At 58.4% G+C, this 20,998-nt stretch carries 18 protein-coding genes; 7 read left to right on the top strand and 11 right to left on the bottom strand.

The window, feature by feature from the left end; genetic code table 11:
• Positions 1-177 precede the first annotated feature (177 nt).
• Together D3879_RS07090 and D3879_RS07085 are read right to left on the bottom strand one after the other, a co-directional pair.
• Complete coding sequence (locus tag D3879_RS07090; RefSeq protein WP_119953355.1) at positions 178-1,968, bottom strand: acyl-CoA dehydrogenase C-terminal domain-containing protein; 1,791 nt, start codon at positions 1,966-1,968, stop codon at positions 178-180.
• The gene (locus D3879_RS07085) at positions 1,965-3,206 is read right to left on the bottom strand and encodes a 3-hydroxyacyl-CoA dehydrogenase (RefSeq protein ID WP_119953354.1); all 1,242 of its coding nucleotides are present in this window, start codon (positions 3,204-3,206) and stop codon (positions 1,965-1,967) included. The genes D3879_RS07090 and D3879_RS07085 overlap by 4 nt, the downstream gene beginning before the upstream one ends.
• A 98-nt stretch (positions 3,207-3,304) precedes the next feature.
• On the opposite strand from D3879_RS07085, the gene D3879_RS07080 reads away from it, so the two are divergent.
• Together D3879_RS07080 and D3879_RS07075 are read left to right on the top strand one after the other, a co-directional pair.
• Positions 3,305-4,204: a LysR family transcriptional regulator gene (locus D3879_RS07080; protein WP_119953353.1), complete on the top strand. Its 900-nt coding sequence runs from the start codon at positions 3,305-3,307 to the stop codon at positions 4,202-4,204.
• A 117-nt stretch (positions 4,205-4,321) separates the two neighbouring features.
• Complete coding sequence (locus tag D3879_RS07075; RefSeq protein ID WP_158592070.1) at positions 4,322-4,726, top strand: fimbrial protein; 405 nt, start codon at positions 4,322-4,324, stop codon at positions 4,724-4,726.
• 460 nt (positions 4,727-5,186) lie between these two features.
• Here D3879_RS07075 and D3879_RS07070 read toward each other — a convergent pair whose 3' ends face one another.
• From D3879_RS07070 to D3879_RS07055, 4 genes are all read right to left on the bottom strand, one after another.
• On the bottom strand, positions 5,187-5,621 hold the full coding sequence (locus D3879_RS07070) for a hypothetical protein (RefSeq protein ID WP_119953351.1): 435 nt from the start codon (positions 5,619-5,621) through the stop codon (positions 5,187-5,189).
• Positions 5,622-5,998: 377 nt separating this feature from the next.
• Positions 5,999-6,925 carry a chromosome segregation ATPase gene (locus D3879_RS07065; protein WP_119953350.1) on the bottom strand — a complete coding sequence of 309 codons (927 nt, stop codon included), beginning with the start codon at positions 6,923-6,925 and terminating at the stop codon, positions 5,999-6,001.
• A gap of 82 nt (positions 6,926-7,007) precedes the next feature.
• Positions 7,008-7,484 (bottom strand): GNAT family N-acetyltransferase, encoded by a 477-nt coding sequence (locus D3879_RS07060; protein ID WP_119953349.1) that lies wholly within the window; start codon positions 7,482-7,484, stop codon positions 7,008-7,010.
• 81 nt (positions 7,485-7,565) lie between these two features.
• Positions 7,566-8,615: a DUF4238 domain-containing protein gene (locus tag D3879_RS07055; protein ID WP_119953348.1), complete on the bottom strand. Its 1,050-nt coding sequence runs from the start codon at positions 8,613-8,615 to the stop codon at positions 7,566-7,568.
• A 729-nt stretch (positions 8,616-9,344) separates the two neighbouring features.
• Here D3879_RS07055 and D3879_RS07050 point away from each other — a divergent pair.
• From D3879_RS07050 to D3879_RS07040, 3 genes are all read left to right on the top strand, one after another.
• A complete protein-coding gene (locus tag D3879_RS07050) occupies positions 9,345-9,605 on the top strand; it encodes a hypothetical protein (RefSeq protein WP_119953347.1) in 261 nt (86 codons plus the stop codon).
• Entirely contained in the window at positions 9,598-9,894 is a 297-nt protein-coding gene (locus D3879_RS07045; RefSeq protein WP_119953346.1) for a LasR-specific antiactivator QslA, read from the top strand. Before D3879_RS07050 ends, D3879_RS07045 begins: the two co-directional genes overlap by 8 nt.
• A gap of 469 nt (positions 9,895-10,363) precedes the next feature.
• Complete coding sequence (locus D3879_RS07040; RefSeq protein WP_119953345.1) at positions 10,364-10,549, top strand: hypothetical protein; 186 nt, start codon at positions 10,364-10,366, stop codon at positions 10,547-10,549.
• A 335-nt stretch (positions 10,550-10,884) separates the two neighbouring features.
• Here D3879_RS07040 and D3879_RS07035 read toward each other — a convergent pair whose 3' ends face one another.
• The 3 genes from D3879_RS07035 to D3879_RS07025 form a co-directional block, all read right to left on the bottom strand.
• Positions 10,885-12,429 (bottom strand): phosphoenolpyruvate carboxykinase, encoded by a 1,545-nt coding sequence (locus D3879_RS07035; RefSeq protein ID WP_119953344.1) that lies wholly within the window; start codon positions 12,427-12,429, stop codon positions 10,885-10,887.
• Positions 12,430-12,585: 156 nt separating this feature from the next.
• Complete coding sequence (hslO, locus tag D3879_RS07030; RefSeq protein ID WP_119954912.1) at positions 12,586-13,479, bottom strand: Hsp33 family molecular chaperone HslO; 894 nt, start codon at positions 13,477-13,479, stop codon at positions 12,586-12,588.
• A gap of 88 nt (positions 13,480-13,567) precedes the next feature.
• Positions 13,568-13,966 (bottom strand): RNA-binding S4 domain-containing protein, encoded by a 399-nt coding sequence (locus D3879_RS07025; RefSeq protein WP_119953343.1) that lies wholly within the window; start codon positions 13,964-13,966, stop codon positions 13,568-13,570.
• Between the two features lie 130 nt (positions 13,967-14,096).
• Between D3879_RS07025 and rimB the strand changes: the two genes are divergently transcribed.
• The gene (gene rimB / locus D3879_RS07020; RefSeq protein ID WP_119953342.1) at positions 14,097-14,579 is read left to right on the top strand and encodes a retropepsin-like aspartic endopeptidase RimB; all 483 of its coding nucleotides are present in this window, start codon (positions 14,097-14,099) and stop codon (positions 14,577-14,579) included.
• Positions 14,576-15,481: a 30S ribosomal protein S6--L-glutamate ligase gene (rimK, locus tag D3879_RS07015; protein ID WP_119953341.1), complete on the top strand. Its 906-nt coding sequence runs from the start codon at positions 14,576-14,578 to the stop codon at positions 15,479-15,481. The genes rimB and rimK overlap by 4 nt, the downstream gene beginning before the upstream one ends.
• Positions 15,482-15,657: 176 nt before the next feature.
• Here the strand turns inward: rimK and D3879_RS07010 are convergent, their stop codons facing one another.
• On the bottom strand, positions 15,658-19,419 hold the full coding sequence (locus D3879_RS07010) for a bifunctional diguanylate cyclase/phosphodiesterase (RefSeq protein WP_119953340.1): 3,762 nt from the start codon (positions 19,417-19,419) through the stop codon (positions 15,658-15,660).
• A 222-nt stretch (positions 19,420-19,641) separates the two neighbouring features.
• Positions 19,642-20,955, bottom strand: coding sequence for an ATP-binding protein (locus D3879_RS07005; protein WP_119953339.1), 1,314 nt, complete (start codon positions 20,953-20,955; stop codon positions 19,642-19,644).
• Positions 20,956-20,998 lie beyond the last annotated feature (43 nt).

The following is a 20,998-nucleotide window of genomic DNA, read 5'->3' as shown; positions in this document are numbered from 1 at the left end:
CCGCGCCCCGGCCTGAACGCGGAGCGTTCAGGCGCTCATCGGCACACGAGCCTGTGCGGCTCTAAAAACATGCCTGCTCGCCCCATAAACGGGAGAGGGGAGCAGAGCGTATTACCCAACGGCCATCGCGATCAGCCCCCTCTCCCACGCGTGGGAGAGGGTTGGGGAGAGGGAAACTTAGAACGCGAAGTGCGCTTCCGGCAGGGCCATCAGGCAATCCGCGCCACCTAGCAAGGCTTCGCGATGGCTGCTGACCCGCGGCAGGATCCGTCGAGTGTAGAACAGCGCGCTGTGCAGCTTGGCCTGGTAAAACTCCGCTTCGCCAGCCCCAGCGTCCAGGGCATCCTGAGCGCGGGCAGCGGCTTGCAGCCAGAGCCCGGCGAGCAGCACGTAGGACGAGTACTGCAGGAAGTCCACCGAGTAGGCACCAATCTCCTGCGGGTCACGATTGCTCGCGGCCAGCACTTCGGCGGTCAGCGCGCGCCATTCCTGCAGGCGTACCTGCAGCGGCGCAACCAGTTCGCTCAACTCTCGGCGCTGAGCTTGGGCACTGCACAGCTCGCTCAACTCATCCTGCAATTTGCCCAACTCCGCAGCGCCGTCACCGAGCAGTTTGCGGCGGATGAAATCCAGCGCCTGGATGCCGTTGGTGCCTTCGTAGATCTGCGTGATGCGGCTGTCGCGCATCAGCTGCTCCATGCCCCACTCGCGGATAAAGCCGTGGCCACCGTATATCTGCACACCAAGGCTGGCGACTTCCTGGCCCATGTCGGTGAAGAAGGATTTAACGATTGGGATCAGCAACGCCACGCGCTTGCTCGCGGCCTTACGGGCGTCGGCATCCGGGTGGCCGTGTTCCAGGTCGAGTTGGCGCGCGGTGTAGGCCGACAACATGCGGCTGCCTTCGACCAGGGTTTTCTGGGTCAACAGCATGCGCCGCACGTCCGGGTGAACGATGATCGGGTCGGCGGCTTTTTCCGGCGCGGCCGGGCCAGTCAGCGCGCGCGACTGCAGACGCTCGCGGGCATAGCTCAAGGCGCCTTGGAACGAGCGCTCGGCAACTCCCAAGCCTTGCAGACCGACCTGGAAGCGCGCGTCGTTCATCATGGTGAACATGCAGGCCAGCCCCTGGTTGGCCGAGCCGATCAGCCAGCCGGTGGCACCATCGAAGTTCATCACGCAGGTAGCCGCACCTTTGATGCCCATCTTGTGCTCGATGGCGCCGCAACTCAGGGTGTTTTTCACCCCCGGCGTGCCATCGGCGCTGGCGATGAACTTGGGCACCAGCAGCAGGCTGATGCCTTTGACCCCAGCCGGCGCATCCGGCAGGCGAGCCAGCACCAGGTGCACGATGTTCTCGGAGAGATCCTGCTCACCGCCGCTGATGAAGATCTTGCTGCCGGTGACGGCGTAGCTGCCATCCGCCTGCGGCTCGGCGCGGGTGCGCAGCAACGCCAGGTCGGTACCGGCCTGCGGTTCGGTCAGGCACATGGTGCCGGTCCAGACGCCGCTGACCATCTTCTCCAGATAGGCGTTTTTCAGCTCCTCGCTGCCGTGCTTGTACAGCGCCAGCACCGCGCCCTCGGTCAGGCCGGAATAGACGCGGAAGGACAAACTGGCGGCCATCAGCATTTCGTGGAAGCTGGCGGCGACCATCTGCGGGAAGCCCTGGCCACCGTACTCGGTCGGCCCGGTCATGCTCGCCCAGCCATTATCGACGTACTGCTGATAGGCCTCGCGGAAGCCTTTCGGTGTGGTGACCTGGCCATTCACCAGGGTCACACCTTCCTCATCGCTGTTGCGATTGAGTGGCGCTATGACTTCGCCGGTGTAGCGCGCCGCTTCTTCCAGCACGCCGTCGATCAGCTCGCGGTCGAGACCATTGCCGAGCAGCTCGCAATGGGCGCTGACATCGAAGAGTTCGTGCAGCACGAAGCGCATATCGCGCAGGGGTGCTTGATAGCTCATAGCTGGCCCTCCTTCACATCGGCGAAGCGCTTACCGCTGGCGGCCAGTCGCTCGATCAGTTTGGCCGGCTGCCAATGCTCGCCGAAACGAACCTGCAAGGCGCGCAGGTGTTCGAGGATGACGCTGGCGCCTTGGTTGTCGGCCCAGCTGATCGGCCCGCCCTTGTCGGCCGGGAAGCCGTAGCCGTTGAGGTAGACCAAGTCGATGTCGTGGCTGTTGGCGGCGATGTTCTCTTCGAGGATTTTCGCGCCCTCATTCACCAGCGCCAGCAGGCAGCGTTCGAGGATTTCCTCAGCGCCGATCTCGCGACGCTGGAAGCCGAGTTGCTCAGACACCTGTAGCACCAGCGCGTCCACTTCCAGGTCGTGCTCGGCTTGGCGGCTGCCTTCGGCATAGAGGTAGTAACCCATGCGCGACTTCTGTCCGAAGCGGCCAAGACCGCAGAGGCGGTTGTCCACCTGCACCGCCGGGTCGTCCTGGCCCTTGCCGGCCAATTCGCGGGCGCGCCACTCGAGGTCGATACCGACCACGTCGTACATGCGGAACGGCCCCATGGCAAAACCGAAGCCCTGCAACGCGGCATCCACCTGATGCGGATAGGCGCCTTCGAGCAGCAGCATCCGAGCCTCGCGCACATAGGTGTGAAGCATGCGGTTGCCGATAAAGCCATGGCAGTTACCCGCCACCACGCTGACTTTACCGATGCGCTGGCCCAGCTCCAGAGTGGCCGCCAGCACCTCGGGCGCGGTCTTGGCGCCACGCACGATTTCCAGCAACTTCATGATGTGCGCCGGGCTGAAGAAGTGCAGGCCAAGTACCTGCTCCGGGCGCGAAGTAACGGCGGCGATGGCGTCGATATCCAGCGCCGAGGTGTTGCTGGCAAGGATCGCACCCGGCTTCAGGGTGGCGTCCAGAGTGAGGAAAATCTGCTGCTTGAGTTCGAGGTTCTCGTACACCGCTTCGATCACCAGGTCGGCGTCTTTCAGCGCGGCATAGTCGGCCACCGGGGTGACACAGGCACGGCGAGCGGCCGCCTGCTCTTCCGTGATGCGGCCCTGACGCACGCTGTGGGCGTAGGTGTCGGCGACCACATTCAGCGCCTGTTCCAGCATCTGCGGGTTGTTGTCCAACCACAGCACCTGAATGCCGGCGTTGGCCAGGCTCATGACGATGCCGCGGCCCATGGTGCCGGCGCCGATCACGGCGGCTTGCTGAACGGTGAAAGCGGAGTGGCTCATTGTTATCCCTCGTGTACCTGAGCAGAAAATCGCCAATCACCTTAATCAAGGCGCTACTATTTTTGAAATTTAGTCTTGTGATATTTGGCATTCACTCAATGAATATCTCTAACTTCGACCTCAACCTACTGCGTGTGCTCGATGCGCTGCTGCGCGAATGCAACGTCTCGCGCGCCGCCGAGCGCCTGGCCTTGAGCCAACCAGCAGTCAGCAACGCACTGAATCGCCTGCGGGTATTGCTCGACGACCCCCTGCTGGTGCGCGTCGGTCGCGCCATGCAACCAACCCCACGGGCGCTGGCGCTGGAGGCGCCAATCCGTGCGGCGTTGCAGCAGATCGAGCAAAGCCTCAGCGCCGGCGAAGTGTTCGACCCGGCGCGCAGCCGTCAGCGCTTCAGCATTGCGGTGACCGATTACGTCGAGCTGATCTGCATGCCGCGCCTGCTCCAACAGCTCAGCCAGCAGGCGCCCGGCATCCGCATCGACATCCGCCACCTGAGCCCGACCCTGCCCGCAGAAGCCCTGGATAAAGGCGAGCTGGATCTGGTGCTGGGGCGCTTCGAAGAGGTGCCCGCGCGCTTCGCCCGCCGCCACTGGATGAGCGAAACCCTGCAAGTGGCGCTGCGCCAGAATCATCCGCAGCTACATGGCAACCTGGATCTCGACACCTTTCTGCAACTGCGCCACCTCTGGGTCCACGGCGGACAGACCCGCGGCATGGTCGACCAGTGGCTTGGCGAACAAGGCCTCAGCCGCGAGATTCTTTACACCACGCCGAACTATCTACAGGCCGCGCATATCGTCGCCAGCAGCGAACTGGCAGCCGTCTTGCCAACCCAATTGGCCCGCCACTTCGCCGGGCTGTTGCCGCTGCAACTGTTCGACCTGCCCTTCGCCCTTGGCCCCTTCCACCTGGAAATCGTCAGCCTGGCCCAACGTCAGCGCGATGCGGCGCTGCAATGGTTGATCGAGCAGATCATGGCGATCGCGCAAGTGTGAGCGCACACCAGTAGTGGCCATTTGCAATCATTCGGCGTGAGTTGTGAACCAGTCGACCCGACCCAGCTAGGAACTATCCTAAATTTCACGGACAAGAATTCTAAGCAGAGCGAGGCCTTGACCATGAACATTGGAAAGCACATAGCCAGTCTGTTGCTCCTAGCCGGAATCGCATCCACCCAGGCTCTGGCTGCCACGGGGGGGACGATCAGTTTTGTCGGCGCAATCGTCGAACCACCCTGCTCGATCAGCACGAATGCCTCAGGCGCGACCTTGAACCTGAGCGGATGTTCGCTCCACACACGCGGCGCGACGCTAAACATCCAGCCAGCCGGCAACACACAGGGAACGGTACAACTGCTGGACGAGACTGGCCAGCAGGCCCCCTCCGCCGACATGCGACTGCTCGGCAGCACGCCCGCAACTGGCGGCAACACCTTTTCGCAGAGCTACCGCATCAACGGGCAACCGCCTGTGGCCGGGCAACCGAAGGCCTACCTGGTCTCCATTACCTACCCCTAGCCAAAGCGCCCACCTGGCCACTGCTCGGCCAAACCCAGGCCGAGCAGCCCCACGCCAACACCAACCTGTAGGAGCGGCCCATGGCCGCGATAACGAACCTACTGCCAACTCAAACCCAGCCGAGCCGCACAGCCTGCAAAGGCTCCCGACTAATGCCCTGAACTGTAATGGGGGGTAGACCACGGTTTATCGGAAAGAAATAAGGGAAATATTCGTGGTCTGAGAATCATCTAGCCAGCCTCCTCCCGCCGGGCAACAGTGGAGCAAAATTCAAGATGCGAACTTTGTCTTTTACTCGCGGAGGCAGTGATGAAATTCCGTGGCATAGACCTGCATTCGAACAGCAGCGTTGTTGTGATTATGCGAATGCAACCGCACTGACGACAGGGTTGGAAGAGCTTTACTCACTACTTGTGGGGAGAGTCCATATACGAATAGTTAGACATTTGCACGGTTGTGGTTAAGGGTTCTTCATGCTTAAGGTGAGTCTAAGGCTTTTAACTTCCTCTGCACTGACCCTTTTGAAAAATTTGACGTGCTTTCCTTCTTTTATTTGCCAGGTGCCAATCCAGCCACTGCCAAACCATAAGACGAGCAGGGTGTTGTTGTCGCGACCTTTGAAGGCAACGGTGTCAGTAGGTGTTGGATATGTTAACCAGCCTGTTGTTAAGGCCATTTCAGGCTCTGTTTGCCATGACTGGCTATGTTTTAGTGTCTCTTGCAGCGCTTTTTTTATGATGTATTGGTCATTAATCATGGATTTGCCAATATTGCAGTCATGCCTCCCTTGGCAAATATTTATTTCTTGTATTTCTGACTGTTCAGGAATCTGTATGGTTTCTGATCCGCAACCGACCAAGAGTAGAGTTAAAATAATATATGTTAAGGCTCTCATAGCGATTCCATGCGTCTAAAGTTCAGGTTAAGGGGCGGGCTTTAGCCCGTCCCAGTGAGCGAAGCGAACGATTTGAACCGTTTGTTAGGCCCGGATGCGGACTCAAGCCGGACGTAGAAATTGAATAACTCAGCGATGCTTGATTTGCGTGTTTGAGCATACGCGTGCCGCGCTTAAGGTTGAGGCGGGTGCATGCGGTGTGTCGGCGAGAGCCAAGCAGATGTTGCGGGCCGGATTCTTCACGACGACGCGGAGCGCCGGAAAGAAAGCGAATTTTATGATTGGGTTGCGTAACTTCCATGCGCGCACCTTGTTAGTTGCTTTTACCACCTAACGTTAACATAACCGGCGCCGTAGGCGCGTAGTTGATATTTTTGTTAGATATTTCCTTGCTCTATCCGATGCAAGAATGCTTCGAATACGCGCCTGCCTTTATTAATATTTTCGTTAAAAATATCCAAATAATCTTCGCTAGCTATTTCAAGATCTAGCTCGTTTCTAACAGCTAAAACCGCTGGCGGAAGCAATAGCGAGATATCAAAGAATCTACCCATACACTCTCTGGTAAATTTCAGATGCTCCTTATTCTGGGTTTTCCAGAGCGTATCAAGCTCAGCTTGATATTTGTCGAATTGTCCCTGTTCATATTCTATATTGCGACTTACTGTATCCCATAGAGATTGATCTGTGCTTCCCTGCAGGTTTAGATTTTTCATGATTGCTATATATCGATCAATTTCTTGCTGTGACTTGTTTCGCAAAGATTCATAGGTATGAATTGAGCTTTTTCTTAGCATTAACTCGCTTCTTTTTAGCATTAAATCTAATGAGGCTGTTCCAATCTCAGCCATATAATCGGTAACAGTTCTTACGGTTTCTTTGCTACCAACTACCTGGATTTTTGCTACTTTGCCAGCATCGACGCTCATGCTTGAGGTGATTTGTTCTTCGCTCAAATTTAGATTGCAAAAGCCAGCAATTATATTTTGGCTGCGTGTAATGGCTTCCACAGCCTCCATGTACACTTCTTTCTTGATGTTCTTCTCACGCTCTACAGCGGCAAATTTCAATTGATAACTGCTTCTAGCTTCTTCTAATAGATGAGCGTAATCAGATTTCACTGACTCAACTTTTTCAGTAATGTATTTGATGTCTTCTTTCGAAGCGAGATTCTTTGCTTTTTCGGACAAATATGAAGGGATAAAGGACTTTATAAATAGATAGATTGTCCCGCCGCCTATTATGGCGCCTATGCCAAAGCTACCTAGAAGCGAAATCAACTTTTCAATCTCCGAATATTCCATAGCGTCTAATGTGCCTAACGTTTAAGTTAAGGGGTGGCGGCACGCCGTCCCAGAGAGCGCAGCGAGCGGCTTGAACTTGTAGTTAGAGCGATTTAATTGTGGCTTCAAGGCGAGGCCCAATAATTGAAAATCCATTTTCAAGATAGAAGTCAATGGTTCTTTGCCATGGATCAGATGGCGGCGCTCCTACCTCTAGAGCGGACCAGCCTTTTTCAGCACAAAATATCTTTGCTGCCTCAATAAGCCTAGCACCAATGCCCTTTGAACGAAAACTTGGCTTAATATAAAATTCTGTTATTTCACCAAATGAGCCGCCAGTATAAATGGCTGCACATTCATTAATATTTAATATGGCCACGACTTCGTTGTTTAGCTCCGCGACCAGCGACCAGAAACGCTTACCCTCGGAAAGCAAAGTTCGCGATGTGGTTATAAATTTTGATTTTTCAAATTGGTCCGCGCACTTTGGGAATAACTCATTTAAGAGCTCCCAAGTAAGTATGCCTACCGCTTCATGATCTTGATGTTCAGAAAGACGAATATTAATTTTGTTATTCATATGGCTAGAGCTCTAACGTTTGGTTAAGGGGCGGGCTTTAGCCAGTCCCGAGTGAGCAAAGCGAACGACTTTAACCGCTAGTTAGACGTATGCACTCCGTTCTGAAAAATCATAGTCGTTGTCCCCTAATACTTCATGTTCTAGGAATGAGAGCTTTAGATTAATTGGTAGTGTTGGGGCGAAACTGTGGACAATATCTCCCCGTGGGGTGCCGTCGTAGTCGAAGCTTGGTGCTTCAATTACGTTCACTAGATTTTCAGATAATTTTTTATTCTCTTGAGCCCAGATGCTTGTTACATAATCAGCATACTTGTAGTCAGAAAAATATATAGCTGTAGTGGCGGAGTGTATTTGTAGCTTATTTATGGCTGCTACATCCTGCAAGTCTCGGACATGAACCATATTTCCGTCGCGAATTCTCTTGACTGAATACCTTTGAGGGTCTACGAGTAATAGGGTTCGTTTCTCACATAGTGGAAAGAAAATTTGCAGGCCGGGTGTGGTAAAACCTAAGACCCCTCTTAATTTTACATTCCCGTAGTATGAATTGTGGAATACTGCTGGTGAGTCACTAAATATAAATGGCCGATTAGTTCTATTATCAAGCAATACCGGTATAAGATCGCTTAATAAGTCGGCTTGCTCAATTGAAATTTTTATTTGCTCAAGATGGAATCTGAGAGGGTCTATTTCAAATAGGTCCAGACTAGATATGAATTCATGCTTTTGCTCATCTGAAAGGTCTTCGTTCTTATTAATTTCAGCTTCTAGCCATAGTTTGGTAAGCCGGTCGTTCATGGGATGAGAGCTGTTTCTTGCTGCCAATGTGCGCGCTCTTTGAAACATTATTGCCTGAAGCGTTAAAAGGTAATCAGCTTCTGAAAGCTCACGCAAATCCGAGCAGCTTTTTAAAAGCCGAAGTGGACCGCTAAATATTCCTTCAAGATTGGAGAATGCATCTTCTATTTCCTCGCTTCCATAAAACTTGTGCTTAGAGGCTTGTCCCTTTATAGATGCGGAAGGGCAAGATTTGCCGTTTTTTCTGTTAAAAACACAAATGGATTTTCCGTCATTTGAAAATAATCGAAAGTAAAATTGTGGCACATAATGCTGATTCGATTTTTTGCTCATATATCTAACTATAAATAGACACCAAATGGTGTAATAACGATTTTACGGGCGTGGTGGATAACATTCCTTGTCCTCTCGTCTATCCCTGTCTAGGCTGGGCATTGTGGCGGTCGACTGGCAGCATAAGGGAGTTATACACCATGGACGAAAAGCCCTGACTACTCGTTGCGTTGCGTTGCGTTATCACGATTAAAGGGGATCGATTTATTTTCTTATCTGTCGCCAACATTCGTTCGCAGTTTGCTTCTAACCGGAGGGGAGTATCTTGGCTTCCAGCCTGCGGATTGCGTCACTGCATGCGCTGAACCTACCCGAACAGTGAGCGCCGTAACAAGTATTTTTATGGCTAATAGCCACCCCCCTTCGGGCTTGTCCATTACTTCTCACCGGGCTAGAGTGCGTCCGTCACGGTCAATCCCGTGACCGGGTGTGGTAACCCGGACAAACCAAGGCGCGGTAGCGCCATAGCTGAGTAGCCGGCGCTTTTTTTGTGTCTGGCTACCGCATTTCTATGGTGGGCCGTGCAAGGCAGGCTTCGGCTTGGCCGGTTCCCTTGGTTCCCGGTATTACCACCCTTGTACGGTCCGCCTCCATTCCGCGTGGTAACGGATGGTTGCGGCTCCTGAATTGAACCAAGGAGCATAAGGAATATGCGCTATCCCCCTTTTACCCAAGGGCTCCACCCTGGGCTGTTCACCTTGTCATCGTCCTCCGTCTTGGAGGTGCGCCATGGCTGACTCAAAACCTACTGTTACCCCGTTCCCTAGACGCTTCGAGTCGAAGGGTTTGCCAGATTCCGCTGTTCACCAGTTTCAGCTGACCGCAGAGCAGCGGATAGCGATGCGGCAAAGGCTGTTCAGCATCCTGGAGGAAACGAAGGCCAGGCCTACCCCGTCGCAGGAGAGCGGTCAGAACTCCGACGAGTGGTTCCGCCAGATTACGGCGCTGTACCGCAAAACGCTGGCAGAAGGGAGGCAGGGCGATGAGTAAGTCGTTTATCACCTACCTTCCCGATCATGACCAATACCCAGGCGCCGAGATCGCTTGGCGGGCGGACTGTCGGCTGGCCTTTACCAATGGCGTGGAATGCGCCAAAGCCTGGTTGAGCAATCCGGACAGCTGTTGGCTGTGGGGCAACCTGATTCTGGAGCGCGAAGCGCTGCCCCCAGGCATACAGCGTCGCGCGTTCGAGGTCGGCTTCCTCAGCCGGATTCACCAGCGCCTGTGTTCGCCGCAAGGCGGCAATCACAAGGCCCGACGCACCCGCTTGCGTTTGTAAGCTCGCGGGGTGGCCTCGGCCGTAGGGTGAAACTTGCGCGTTGGCTGGAATTGCCGCGCGGGCTGCACCCTACAAACTTCGGTGCCTGGTAGATCGCCCGTTGGGCATCGCTTTGCTCAGAGCCAAGCTACGTGCCCACTTACCATCCGCGTATGGCTCTTTCCCCCCCATCGCCCGGAGCATTACGCAGCGGCGGGTAGGTTTTGGGTGAGCGTTAGAAAGCGACTAGTTGCTGTTGAGCCCAGCGACTAATCTTGGCTTAGGGATAGGCTTCGCGCGTCGCGAAGCCCGGAATGCCGCGAGCCTTGAGCTTGGTACACAGTGGTACCGCAGATGCCGAAGTAGCGGGGCAAAGCCGTTATTCGGGTTTAGTCCAAGGAGCCACTGCCATATTGCCAATCCGGCTATGCCCTCTGGGTATCGCGATCTACACTAAGGTCAAGGCTAGCTGCGAGGAGGATTTCATCCTATGACGATCAGGTGCACCGCCAACCTCCCACTCAGCACCCGCGTCATCCTGCGCGGCGGCGAAGTCGCTAAAGCACCGGATGAACGTGTAGACCCGGAGCCGATTGATCAGGCCGTGGATGCCGGCCAACAACGTGTAGAGACAGAGTACAACGCGCAAATTGCGCGTGAAGCCGCAGCAGCGTAGAGGCAGATCGCAAAGAGCGAAACCAGTCGAACACCTAGCTGACTGTAAAAGTCAGAGCAGCCACAGCGTTGACCAAGACCCGTTCGAACTGCACAGCTTGGCGACCCTACGCCGCTTCCTGGAATCAACCAGGCGGCCAGCAGTTTTGATGTTCAGGCGCCCGTTACGCTGCGCCAACCACCGGCCAAGGCCGTGAGGCTGATGGCGACAACCAGCAGCCACTTCGGCCAGAACCACGGCTGCAGCAGGCTTGATGCCTTGCCAATAAGGCGCCTTCTACCATGTGATCCACAAAAAAGCCGCCAATAGGCGGCTTTTTCATGAGCGGGTGCGCCTTACAGCTGCGGACCGGCGTTCTTGATGGCGTCAGACACGTCGAACTTCTTAAAGTTTTCGATGAACTGTTGCGCCAGACCTTTCGCGGCTTCGTCGTAGGCGTTCTGGTCAGCCCAGGTGGTACGCGGGTTGAGCAGGTTGGTTTCAACGCCCGGCACCGACTTCGGCACGTTCAGGTTGATGATCGGCAGGTGCTCGGTCTCGGTACCGATCAGCGCGCCGCTCTGAATCGCTGCAATCACGCCACGGGTAGTCGGGATGTTGAAGCGCTTGCCGACACCGTAGCCACCACCGGTCCAGCCGGTATTGACCAGGTAGACCTTGGAACCGAAGCCGCGGATACGCTTGATCAGCAGTTCCGCGTATTCGCCAGCCGGACGTGGGAAGAACGGTGCGCCGAAGCAGGTGGAGAAGGTCGACTTGATGCCGCCGCCGGAACCCATTTCGGTGGAACCGACCAGCGCGGTGTAGCCGGACAGGAAGTGGTAAGCCGCTTGCTCTTCGTTGAGGATCGACACCGGCGGCAGTACGCCAGTCAGGTCGCAGGTCAGGAAGATCACAGCATTTGGCTCGCCGCCGAGGTTTTTCTCGGAACGCTTGTCGACCAGTTCGATCGGGTAGGCCGCACGGCTGTTCTGGGTCAGGCTGTCGTCGGCGTAGTTAGGCAGACGGGTAAGCGGGTCGAGCACGACGTTTTCCAGTACCGCGCCGAACTGGATGGCTTTCCAGATCACCGGCTCGTTCTTCTGGGACAGGTCGATGCACTTGGCGTAGCAGCCGCCCTCGATGTTGAACACGCTGCCAACGCCCCAGCCGTGCTCGTCGTCGCCGATCAGGTAGCGGCTTTCGTCTGCCGACAGGGTGGTTTTACCGGTGCCGGACAGGCCGAAGAACAGGGTTACGTCGCCTTCTTCGCCGATGTTGGCGGCGCAGTGCATCGGCAGTACGTCGACGGCCGGGAGCAGGAAGTTCTGCACCGAGAACATGGCTTTCTTCATTTCACCGGCGTAGCGCATGCCGGCGATCAGCACTTTTTTGGCGGCGAAGTTGAGGATCACGCAACCGTCGGAGTTGGTGCCGTCACGCTCTGGCACGCACTCGAATTCCGGCACATTGAGGATCTGCCACTCTTGCTTGGCGCTCGGGTTGTACTGTTCCGGGTTGATGAACAGGCAACGGCCGAACAGGTTGTGCCAGGCGGTGCTGGTGGTCATCTTGACCGCCAGGTAGTGCTCAGCATCGGCGCCTACATGGACGTGGGAAACGAAACGCTCACGCTCACCGCTGAAGGCTTCAACGCGGTTCCACAGGGCGTCGAACTTGTCGGCCGGGAACTTGCGGTTGATCGGGCCCCAGGCGATGGCAGCTTGGGTGCTCGGCTCTTCGACGATGAATCGGTCAACTGGCGAGCGGCCGGTACGGTGGCCGGTACGAACGACCAGCGAGCCGTTGGCGGCAAGTTCGCCTTCACCGCGACGGATGGCCTCTTCGACCAATTGTGCGGCGCTAATGTCGGTGTACACGGCGGTATTGGCTTGCGTCATGTGGGGTCCCCGTCGGCCAAGGGCCGAGCCTCCAAACGTTTTGTAGTAAAAGCTAAAGCACTACTACATCGAAAAAAGTGCGCCGGATTATGCCAGAAAAGCACAAGCCGAGTGCAGCCTCTGATTAGATCATTGGGCGGTTAGCGCCCGCGCCCCTTAGTGCCGAGTATCGGATGGCGTTTGCACACCGCCACCGGCGAACAACTGCGCGACGTCTGCAGCATCGAATGAATAACGCTGATTGCAGAACTGGCAGTCGATCACCACGGTGCCATCGTGCTCGCGCAGCAGTTGTTCGGCATCCTGCTGACCGAGGCTAACCAGAGCCTTGGCCGAGCGATCACGCGAGCAACTGCAACGAAACTTCAGCGGTTGCGGGTCGAACAAGCGTAGCGGTTCCTCATGATAGAGGCGGTGCAGCAGTGTTTCATTGTCCAGTCCGAGCTGTTCTTCGGCGCTCAAGGTCTCGGCCAGCACAGTCACATGTTGCCAACTGGCGGCTCGCGCCTCTGCGTCTTTGATCCGCTCGGCCGGCAACTGCTGCAGCAACATGCCGCGAGCACGCCGACCATCGGCATTCAGCCAGAAGCGCGTCGGCAGTTGTTCCGAGGTCGCGAAGTAGTCTGACAAGCAAGCGGACAGATTGATTCCATCGAGCGCCACAATGCCTTGGTAACGCTGCCCGTTACGCGGATCGACGGTCAAGGTCAGCATGCCTTCGGGCATCAGTTCGCGCAGGCCGGCGTCGGCCGTTACCTGATCGGCATGGTAGCGGGCGATGCCACGCAGTTCGCGCTCGCTGGAGCATTCCACCATCAGCAATGGCACCGCGCCGGAGGAGCGCGCCTGCAAGATCAGCAGCCCCTCGAACTTCAAGGTGCCAACCAAAAGCGCCGCCGCCGCCAGCATTTCACCGAGCAACTGCGCGACCGGTTCGGGATAGGGGTGTTTGGCCAGCACATGGGTATAGCTTTCGCCGAGGGAGACCAGCTCACCGCGCACGTCACTGTCGTCGAAGAGAAAACGTTGGGAAAAGTCAGACATGCCAATTTCGCTGAGTGTGGCCAGGGTTGGCGATTTTAGGCGCAAACCCACAGCCGACCAAGCGCCTCTTATCTATCGACTTGGCTGGCAGCCTCTATTGATCCTGGTTGCCACGGAACTGCTGGAGCTGGCGGCGCTGTTTCTTGCTCGGCCGACCATCGGTTTCCACACCGAGGGCCCCGGCCTTGCGCTGCAGGGCGGCGTGTTCACGGCGGGCGATGCTCTCGGCCGTCTCCGCATACAGTGCCTGTGCCTCCGGCGCGCCACGGCGCACCACCGACAGTGCCTGCACGACCACCGTGCGTTCATCGAAACCGCTGCGAATCAGCAACTCATCGCCGATCCGCGGCTCTTTGCTCGGCTTACAGCGCTCGCCGCGGCAGTGCACCTTGCCACCCTCGATGGCCGCCTTAGCCAAGGCGCGGGTCTTATAGAAGCGCGCGGCCCAGAGCCACTTGTCCAGGCGTACCTTGCCGTCATCTTTTTCGTTCATCGGCGTCCTCTTGGCTCCTGTAGGCTGCGCGCACGGTGGTCGCGTGATCAGCTCACTCTAACGAATTAACGGCAGATGCGGTTGTCATACGGCCCGACTAGAATGCGACAAGCCTTTCGGAAAGCCGCACTTGAAGACTTTTGACCAACTCAGCGTAATTGGCCTGCGTGAATGGATTGCTCTGCCCGATCTCGGGGTGGCGGGCTTGCGGGCGAAGATCGATACCGGCGCCAGCACGTCTACTCTGCATGCCACCGAGATCGTGCCGTTCGAGCGCAATGGCGAAAGCTGGGTTCGCTTTAATGCCCACCTCGGCACCCTGGTGCAGTTGCGCCACCGCCGTTGCGAGGCGCCTCTGGTGGCGGTGAAGACTATCAAAAGCTCCAACGGCCAGACCCAGAGCCGTTATGTGATCCGCACCAGCCTGGCGCTGGGTGATCGGGTGTGGTCGGTCGAGTTCACCCTGGCCTGCCGCAAAGCTATGCGCTATCGCCTGCTGCTCGGCTCCAACGCCTTGGTTGACGGCCAGTTGGTGGTCAATCCGGCACTTTCCTATATCCAAGATAAGCCGGCGTTCCCGGCTCTTTCCTCTTCCGTCACAGGTGCTGCATGAAGATCGCTGTGCTGTCGCGTAACCCGCGTCTGTATTCCACCCGTCGTTTGGTCGAAGCTGGCGAGCAGCGCGGCCATGAGATGGTGGTGATCGACACCCTGCGCGCCTATATGAACATCGCCAGCCACAAGCCACAGATTCATTATCGCGGCAAACCGCTGGAAGGCTTCGACGCGGTGATCCCGCGGATCGGCGCCTCGGTCACCTTCTATGGCTGCGCGGTACTGCGCCAGTTCGAGATGATGGGCGTGTTCCCGCTCAGCGAGTCGGTGGCCATCGCCCGCTCGCGGGACAAGCTGCGCTCGCTACAACTGCTCTCACGCCGCGGCATCGGCCTGCCGGTGACCGGTTTTGCCCACTCACCGGATGACATTCCGGATTTGATCCAGATGGTCAACGGTGCCCCGCTGGTGATCAAGGTACTGGAAGGCACGCAAGGGATCGGAGTGGTGCTGTGTGAAACCGAGAAGGCCGCCGAGTCGGTGATCGAGGCCTTTATGGGCCTGAAGCAGAACATCATGGTGCAGGAGTACATCAAGGAAGCTGGCGGCGCGGATATTCGCTGCTTCGTGGTCGGCGACAAGGTGATCGCCTCGATGAAGCGCCAGGCCAAGCCCGGCGAGTTCCGCTCCAACCTGCACCGCGGCGGCACCGCCAGCCTGATCAAAATCACCCCGGAAGAACGCATGACCGCCATTCGCGCGGCCAAGGTCATGGGCCTAAGCGTGGCCGGCGTCGACATCCTGCGCTCCAACCACGGCCCGCTGGTCATGGAAGTGAACTCCTCGCCGGGGCTGGAAGGCATCGAAGTCACCACCAGCAAGGATGTCGCCAGCATGATCATCCAGTACCTGGAGAAAAACGGCGGCCCGCACCTGACGCGCACCAAAGGCAAGGGCTGAGGCGCAGCCAAAACGAACGGACAGTAGGTTGGTGCTGAGCCAAAGGCGATGCCCAACAACCGGCCTGCAAGGCCGGGCTTCCAAGTTCGAGACCGTAAGTGGGGAGTCGCTGGGCGACTCCTTGTTGGGCATCGCTGCGCTCAGCACCAACCTACGAAACTACACATTGCCCGCGCTCAACTCTCGGCCAGCCAGGTGAGAAATGCTGCTTCGCTGAGTGGCGGGCTGAAGTAGTAACCCTGGCCCAGCGAGCAACCATGCGCGCGCAGGCTGTCGAACTGGGACTGGGTTTCGATCCCTTCGGCGACGCACTCCAGACCGAGGTTACGGGCAATCACCAGGATGGTTTCAACCAGCATCAAGCCACTGGCCTCGCCTTCCAAATCGTTGATAAAGCTGCGGTCGATCTTCAAACGGTCCAGCGGCAAACGTTTGAGATAGGTCAACGAGGAGTAACCGGTGCCGAAATCGTCAATCGCGAAGCGGACCCCCAGCCGCTTCAGCGCCTGCATGGCGGCGATGCATTGATCAACGTCCTCTAACAACACCCCTTCGGTGATTTCCAGTTCCAACACGCTGGCCGGCAAGCCGTGATGTTGCAGGCAGCCGCTGACCCGCTGCACCAGATCGAACTGACGCAGCTCATGGGGGCTGAGATTGACCGCCAGCACCAGTTGCGGCCAGCGCTGATGCCAGCGCCCCAGTGCCGCACAGGCCTGCTCCAGCACCCAGGCCCCGAGCTCCTGTATCAGGCCGGTTTCTTCCGCCAGCGGAATGAACTGCGCAGGTGGAATCTCGCCGCGCTCCGGGTGCGTCCAACGCAACAACACTTCGGCGCCGGCCACCCGGCCGTTGACCAGTGTCAGTTGCGGCTGGAACATCAAGTGCAGCTGGCCACGGGGAATGGCCTGGCGCAGTTCGCTTTGCAGCTGAAGGCGTTGATCGATCACCGCCTGCATGGCCGGGGCAAAGAAATGCAGGGCGTTGCGGCCGCCCTGCTTGGCTCGGTACATCGCCGTATCCGCCTGTTTCAGCACGTCCGCTGCGTCCTGCGCGGCGAACGGATGCAAGGCGATACCAATACTGGCGCTGACCGACAGTTCATGGCCGTCGAGTTGGTAGCTGCCGAGCAAACTCTGCAGTAGTTTCTCGCCGACCTCCGCAGCATGCTCACCGGCCACTTCCGGGCTCTCGCCAAGGGCTTCAAGGAGCACGACAAATTCATCGCCACCGAGCCGGGCCAAGGTATCTTCCGCCCGCAGACAACCGGCCAAGCGCGCAGTGACTTCACGCAGCAGTGCATCGCCAACCAGATGGCCCAGGCTGTCGTTGACCGTTTTGAAGTGATCCAGATCGATAAACAGCAGCGCGCCAAAACTGCTGTCGCGCAGCTCGCGGGTCATCGCATGCTGCAGGCGGTCGAGCAGCAGGCGGCGATTGGGTAAGCCAGTCAAATCATCGCTGTAGGCCAGCCGCTCGATCTCGCGCTGATAACGCTGGCGTTCGGAGATATCGGTGATGCTGCCGCGAATCAGCTGCTGCTCGCCCGGCAGCCGAACTAGCCGCACCTCACAAGGCAGCAGGCGCCCGGCGCTGTCGCGGTGTAGCCATTCGAAAACCGGGGCCGCCCCGTCCAGCGCCGCCACGATGTATTCGTTGCCGGCTTGCGCAGAGGTCCGGCCATCCGCCTGACGCAGCGGGCTCAGCTCGACCGGGCTCTTGCCGATCAACTCGACGCGGCTGAGATTGAACAGCCGCGCGGCATTTTCATTGGCATCCAGCATGCCGCCCTCGGCGGTGAACAACACGATGGCTTCCGGGGCGTGCTCGACCAACGCGCGGTAGCGCGCCTCCGCCTCATGGCGCGCCGTGATGTCCTCGACCAGGGTCAGGCAGGCCTCCAAACGCCCTTGCGGATCACGCACCGCACGCAGGCTGAGGCGGGTATAGATCACGCTCCCGTCTTCACGCAGGAAGCGCTTATCCAGCTCATAATCATCGCGGTGTCCGGCCCTGACCGACTCGAACAGCGGCGCCTCCACCGCCACATCGTCTGGATGGGTAATTGCCACCCAGGAACTGGCGCGCAGCTCCTCGCGGTTGCGCCCAAGAACCTGGCAAAGCTTGGCGTTGACCTCCAGCCACACGCGTTGCGGGCTGATCATGGCCATGCCGATCAGCGGCGCCTCAAAGAACAGCCGCAGCCACTCATCGCGCTCACGCAACTGCTGCTCCGCACGCTTACGGGCGGAGAGGTCCTGGATCGCGCCATAGATTCGGATGACCCGCCCGTCGTCCCGCTCGGCCAAACCCTTGATCCGCAGCCAGCGGCTGTTGCCTCGAGCGGTGAGCAAGCGCACTTCGATGTCGAACGGCTGAGCGAACTCCAGCACCTCGGCCAGGGTTTTCTGCACCAGGGCGACGCCCTCTTCATCGAAATAGTTCAGGGCCTGACTGAGAGTCGGCGTCGCCCCGGACGGATCGAGTTCATAAATGCGAAAGCTGCCCTCGCTCCAGAACATGTTGAAACTCGGCACCTCTAGCACCCAGCCGCCGATATCGGCGATGGCCTCGGTTTGCGAGAGCAAATGAGCCTGGCGCAGCAGCTCCTCGCGCCGCGTCGCCAGCTCTAGCGCCAGCCGCTCACGGGCGCTGACATCGTGTTGCAGGGCGACGTAATGGCTGATGCCTTGCTCGTCACGCATCGGTGCCAGGGTGATTTCGTTCCAAAACTGGCTGCCATTCTTGCGGTAGTTACGCAGCACCACCTGGCACGGCTCACCGAGTTGCAACGCCGCGCGCATGCGCGGCAGCTCGGTTTGGTTACAGTCACCACTCTGTAGGAAACGGCAGTTGCGCCCGAGAACCTCCTCGCGGGAATAACCGCTGATGCGCTCAAACATCGGGTTGCAGTAGATCAGCGGCAGATCGGGCTGACGCGCATCGGCGATGCTGATACCAAGCGGGCTGGCCTGCAGCGCCAGATTGGTCAGCGCCAGTTGCTGCTGCATCTGCGCACTGCGACTGAGCGCCAGACGCAGGTCACTCAGGCTGCGGCCGACCAGCAAGGTGGCGAACATCAACATCAGCGCACTGAGGTGTAGCTCGCTGAGCTGCGGGTCGGGCAACTCGGATACCTTGATATAACCGTATGCCAGCGGCACCGCGAGAATCATCAGACTGCTCAGCGCCGCGCCGCAGAGCGCGCCAGGAAAACCCCAGAGCATTGCCAGGCTGAGCATGGCCAGGCCCAGTAACGGCAAGGTAAGCGGCAGTGGCAACACACCCAGCAGCCAGGGCAGGCCAAACAACAGGGCCACTAACAATGGCCACGGCGGTAAGCGTTGCAATGGTTCGACCAACGGCTGCGCTCCGCTGCCCGGCAGTGGCGCCACCCAGCCCCGGCGGCGCAACACCACGGTGGCATAGGTCAGCAGGGGTGTGGCAATCACCAGTGTGCTCAAGCAGTCGGCCAGCCAGATGTTCAAGCTGGCAGCTGCCCAGTTTTCCACCGTTACATGCCCCGCCAGCAGCAACGCGCCTTGCCCAGTGATGGCCAGCAGAGTCACCGGCACCAGCACACCCAACAGCATAAAGCGCAATAAATGGCTGAGATCTGGAAGGGCGACATCGAAGTCGCGGCGCCACAGCAGCAACCACGCCAAACCAATGCAGAGTGTTTCCGGTAGCGCGTACAGTGGGCCCCAGTGCCAATCCAGATCCCACAACGGGATGCTCAGCCAGGCATTCAGGTAAATTGCCGGCAGTACCCGTGGCCCCCACCAGAAGATGAAAACCAGGCCCAGAGCAAATGGCAGATACCAAAGCGCCACCCCCTCACTGAACTGGGTGGTGAGCGATAACCGGGTAGCAAGATGGAGCAGCGGCAGCGGTAGCCACCAAGTCCATTTGGGTAGGCGTTTAAATACGGCGAGCATGCTGACCTCGTGCCAATACGCTGAAGTAGCATAGATCAGCGCTGCTGCATCCGTTATGCGGATTAAATGGCTATATCCGGATTGGCTTTTGCAAGGGGCGCATTGGAAATACGCAAAACCCTAGGCTGGGTAGAGCCTGGCGAAATCCAGTGGGATATGAGCTGGGTTTCGCCGAAAAACGGCTCTACCCAGCCTACCTCTCTGAGGGATCCATTCCACGGATCAAGCCGCGTCGCGTGGCAGTAACAGCCCCAACGGCAAGCACACCCGAGCCTCCAGACCACCGCCTGAGCGGTTGCGCAACTCGACGCTGCCACCGTGCTGGGCGGCGATGCGTTTGACGATCGCCAGGCCGAGACCGGTGCCCTTGCCGCCGCGCGCGCGGTCGCCACGAATGAAGGGATTGAAAATATCGTCCAGCTCCGCCGGATTAATCCCCTGACCACGATCCATCACGCTGAGCACCACGTAGGGTGCGCTCTGATCCCCGGAAACGTAGGCCGCCACTTCCACGGCATTGCCGCCGTGGTGCAAGGCATTCTCGATCAGGTTGTTCAGCAGGCGCTTGATCGACACCCGACGCAGCGGGAATGGCGGCACCGGCTCGAGACATAGGCGCACCCGCTCCAGATCTTGATTGAACGGTGCCACTACCTCGCTCACAACTTCGGCAAGCGCCACTTCTTCCAGCCGCTCATCACGGCCGTCGCGGATAAAGGCGAGGAACTGATCGAGGATCGCATCCATGTCCTCGATGTCGCGCACCATATCGTCGATCAGCTCGGCGTCGCTGTTCATCAGCTCCAGCGACAAGCGCAGGCGGGTCAGCGGCGTACGCAGATCATGGGAAACCCCGGCGAGCATCAACTCACGCTCGCGGGCGGCTTGCTCAACGCCCTCGGCCATCTGGTTAAAGGCGCGATACACCTCGGCCATCTCGCTCGGCGTGTCGCTGATCGGCAGGCGCACACTGCGACCCTGGCCGAGCTGGCGGGCAGCGAACACTAGCTGCTTGAGCGGTTGATTGAGCTGGCGCACGAAGATCCAGGCCGCCGCCGTCGACAACAAGCCAATGGCCAGGAACCAGCCGAGCACGCTCCAGATTTTCTGCCCGCGCAACGGGTGCGGGTACAGCGGCACCTCGATCCAACCGTCACCGAGGCTGGGCGACCGTACCCACAGCGCGGAAGGTTGATGCACGCGCAAACGCACTTCGGTATCCGGGCCCAGCTCCATGCGCATCTGCCGCTGGAAAATCCCGGTGTAGGGCCAATGCTGCTCACCCGGCGGCGCTGCGGCGTCCGGCGTCCAGCGCAGGCCGGCGGCCTTGGCGACCAGCGGGCGCGACGCCGCGTCGGTCGCCCAATAGGCGCGCACAGTCAACGCCGCGCCGTGGCTGTATTGGCGGTCGACCAGCACGTCCTCGTTCATCATCAGATAAACCAGAGTCAGTGCCTTGGAGAACAGCACCACCACCAGCACCAGCCAGAGCGTGCGGGCGAAAAAGCTTTGCGGGAACCACAGCGGGGTTTTCATCAGGCAGCATCTGCACAGGTCATACGTAGGGTGGGTTAGCCGC

The organism is Pseudomonas cavernicola (assembly GCF_003596405.1).
Lineage (GTDB): Bacteria > Pseudomonadota > Gammaproteobacteria > Pseudomonadales > Pseudomonadaceae > Aquipseudomonas > Aquipseudomonas cavernicola.
Note: the sequence above shows the minus strand (reverse complement) of the source record. Positions and strands in the feature narration are given on the sequence as shown.

Bases quoted from the DNA above. Each gene is read 5' to 3' on its own strand.
- D3879_RS07055 (WP_119953348.1), bottom strand. From the start codon at position 8,615: ATGAGCAAAAAATCGAATCAGCATTATGTGCCACAATTTTACTTTCGA.
- D3879_RS07060 (WP_119953349.1), bottom strand. From the start codon at position 7,484: ATGAATAACAAAATTAATATTCGTCTTTCTGAACATCAAGATCATGAA.
- D3879_RS07005 (WP_119953339.1), bottom strand. From the start codon at position 20,955: ATGAAAACCCCGCTGTGGTTCCCGCAAAGCTTTTTCGCCCGCACGCTC.
- D3879_RS07050 (WP_119953347.1), top strand. From the start codon at position 9,345: ATGGCTGACTCAAAACCTACTGTTACCCCGTTCCCTAGACGCTTCGAG.
- D3879_RS07025 (WP_119953343.1), bottom strand. From the start codon at position 13,966: ATGAACGAAAAAGATGACGGCAAGGTACGCCTGGACAAGTGGCTCTGG.
- D3879_RS07045 (WP_119953346.1), top strand. From the start codon at position 9,598: ATGAGTAAGTCGTTTATCACCTACCTTCCCGATCATGACCAATACCCA.
- D3879_RS07040 (WP_119953345.1), top strand. From the start codon at position 10,364: ATGACGATCAGGTGCACCGCCAACCTCCCACTCAGCACCCGCGTCATC.
- D3879_RS07080 (WP_119953353.1), top strand. From the start codon at position 3,305: ATGAATATCTCTAACTTCGACCTCAACCTACTGCGTGTGCTCGATGCG.
- D3879_RS07085 (WP_119953354.1), bottom strand. From the start codon at position 3,206: ATGAGCCACTCCGCTTTCACCGTTCAGCAAGCCGCCGTGATCGGCGCC.
- D3879_RS07065 (WP_119953350.1), bottom strand. From the start codon at position 6,925: ATGGAATATTCGGAGATTGAAAAGTTGATTTCGCTTCTAGGTAGCTTT.
- D3879_RS07070 (WP_119953351.1), bottom strand. From the start codon at position 5,621: ATGAGAGCCTTAACATATATTATTTTAACTCTACTCTTGGTCGGTTGC.
- rimK (WP_119953341.1), top strand. From the start codon at position 14,576: ATGAAGATCGCTGTGCTGTCGCGTAACCCGCGTCTGTATTCCACCCGT.
- D3879_RS07010 (WP_119953340.1), bottom strand. From the start codon at position 19,419: ATGCTCGCCGTATTTAAACGCCTACCCAAATGGACTTGGTGGCTACCG.
- D3879_RS07035 (WP_119953344.1), bottom strand. From the start codon at position 12,429: ATGACGCAAGCCAATACCGCCGTGTACACCGACATTAGCGCCGCACAA.
- D3879_RS07090 (WP_119953355.1), bottom strand. From the start codon at position 1,968: ATGAGCTATCAAGCACCCCTGCGCGATATGCGCTTCGTGCTGCACGAA.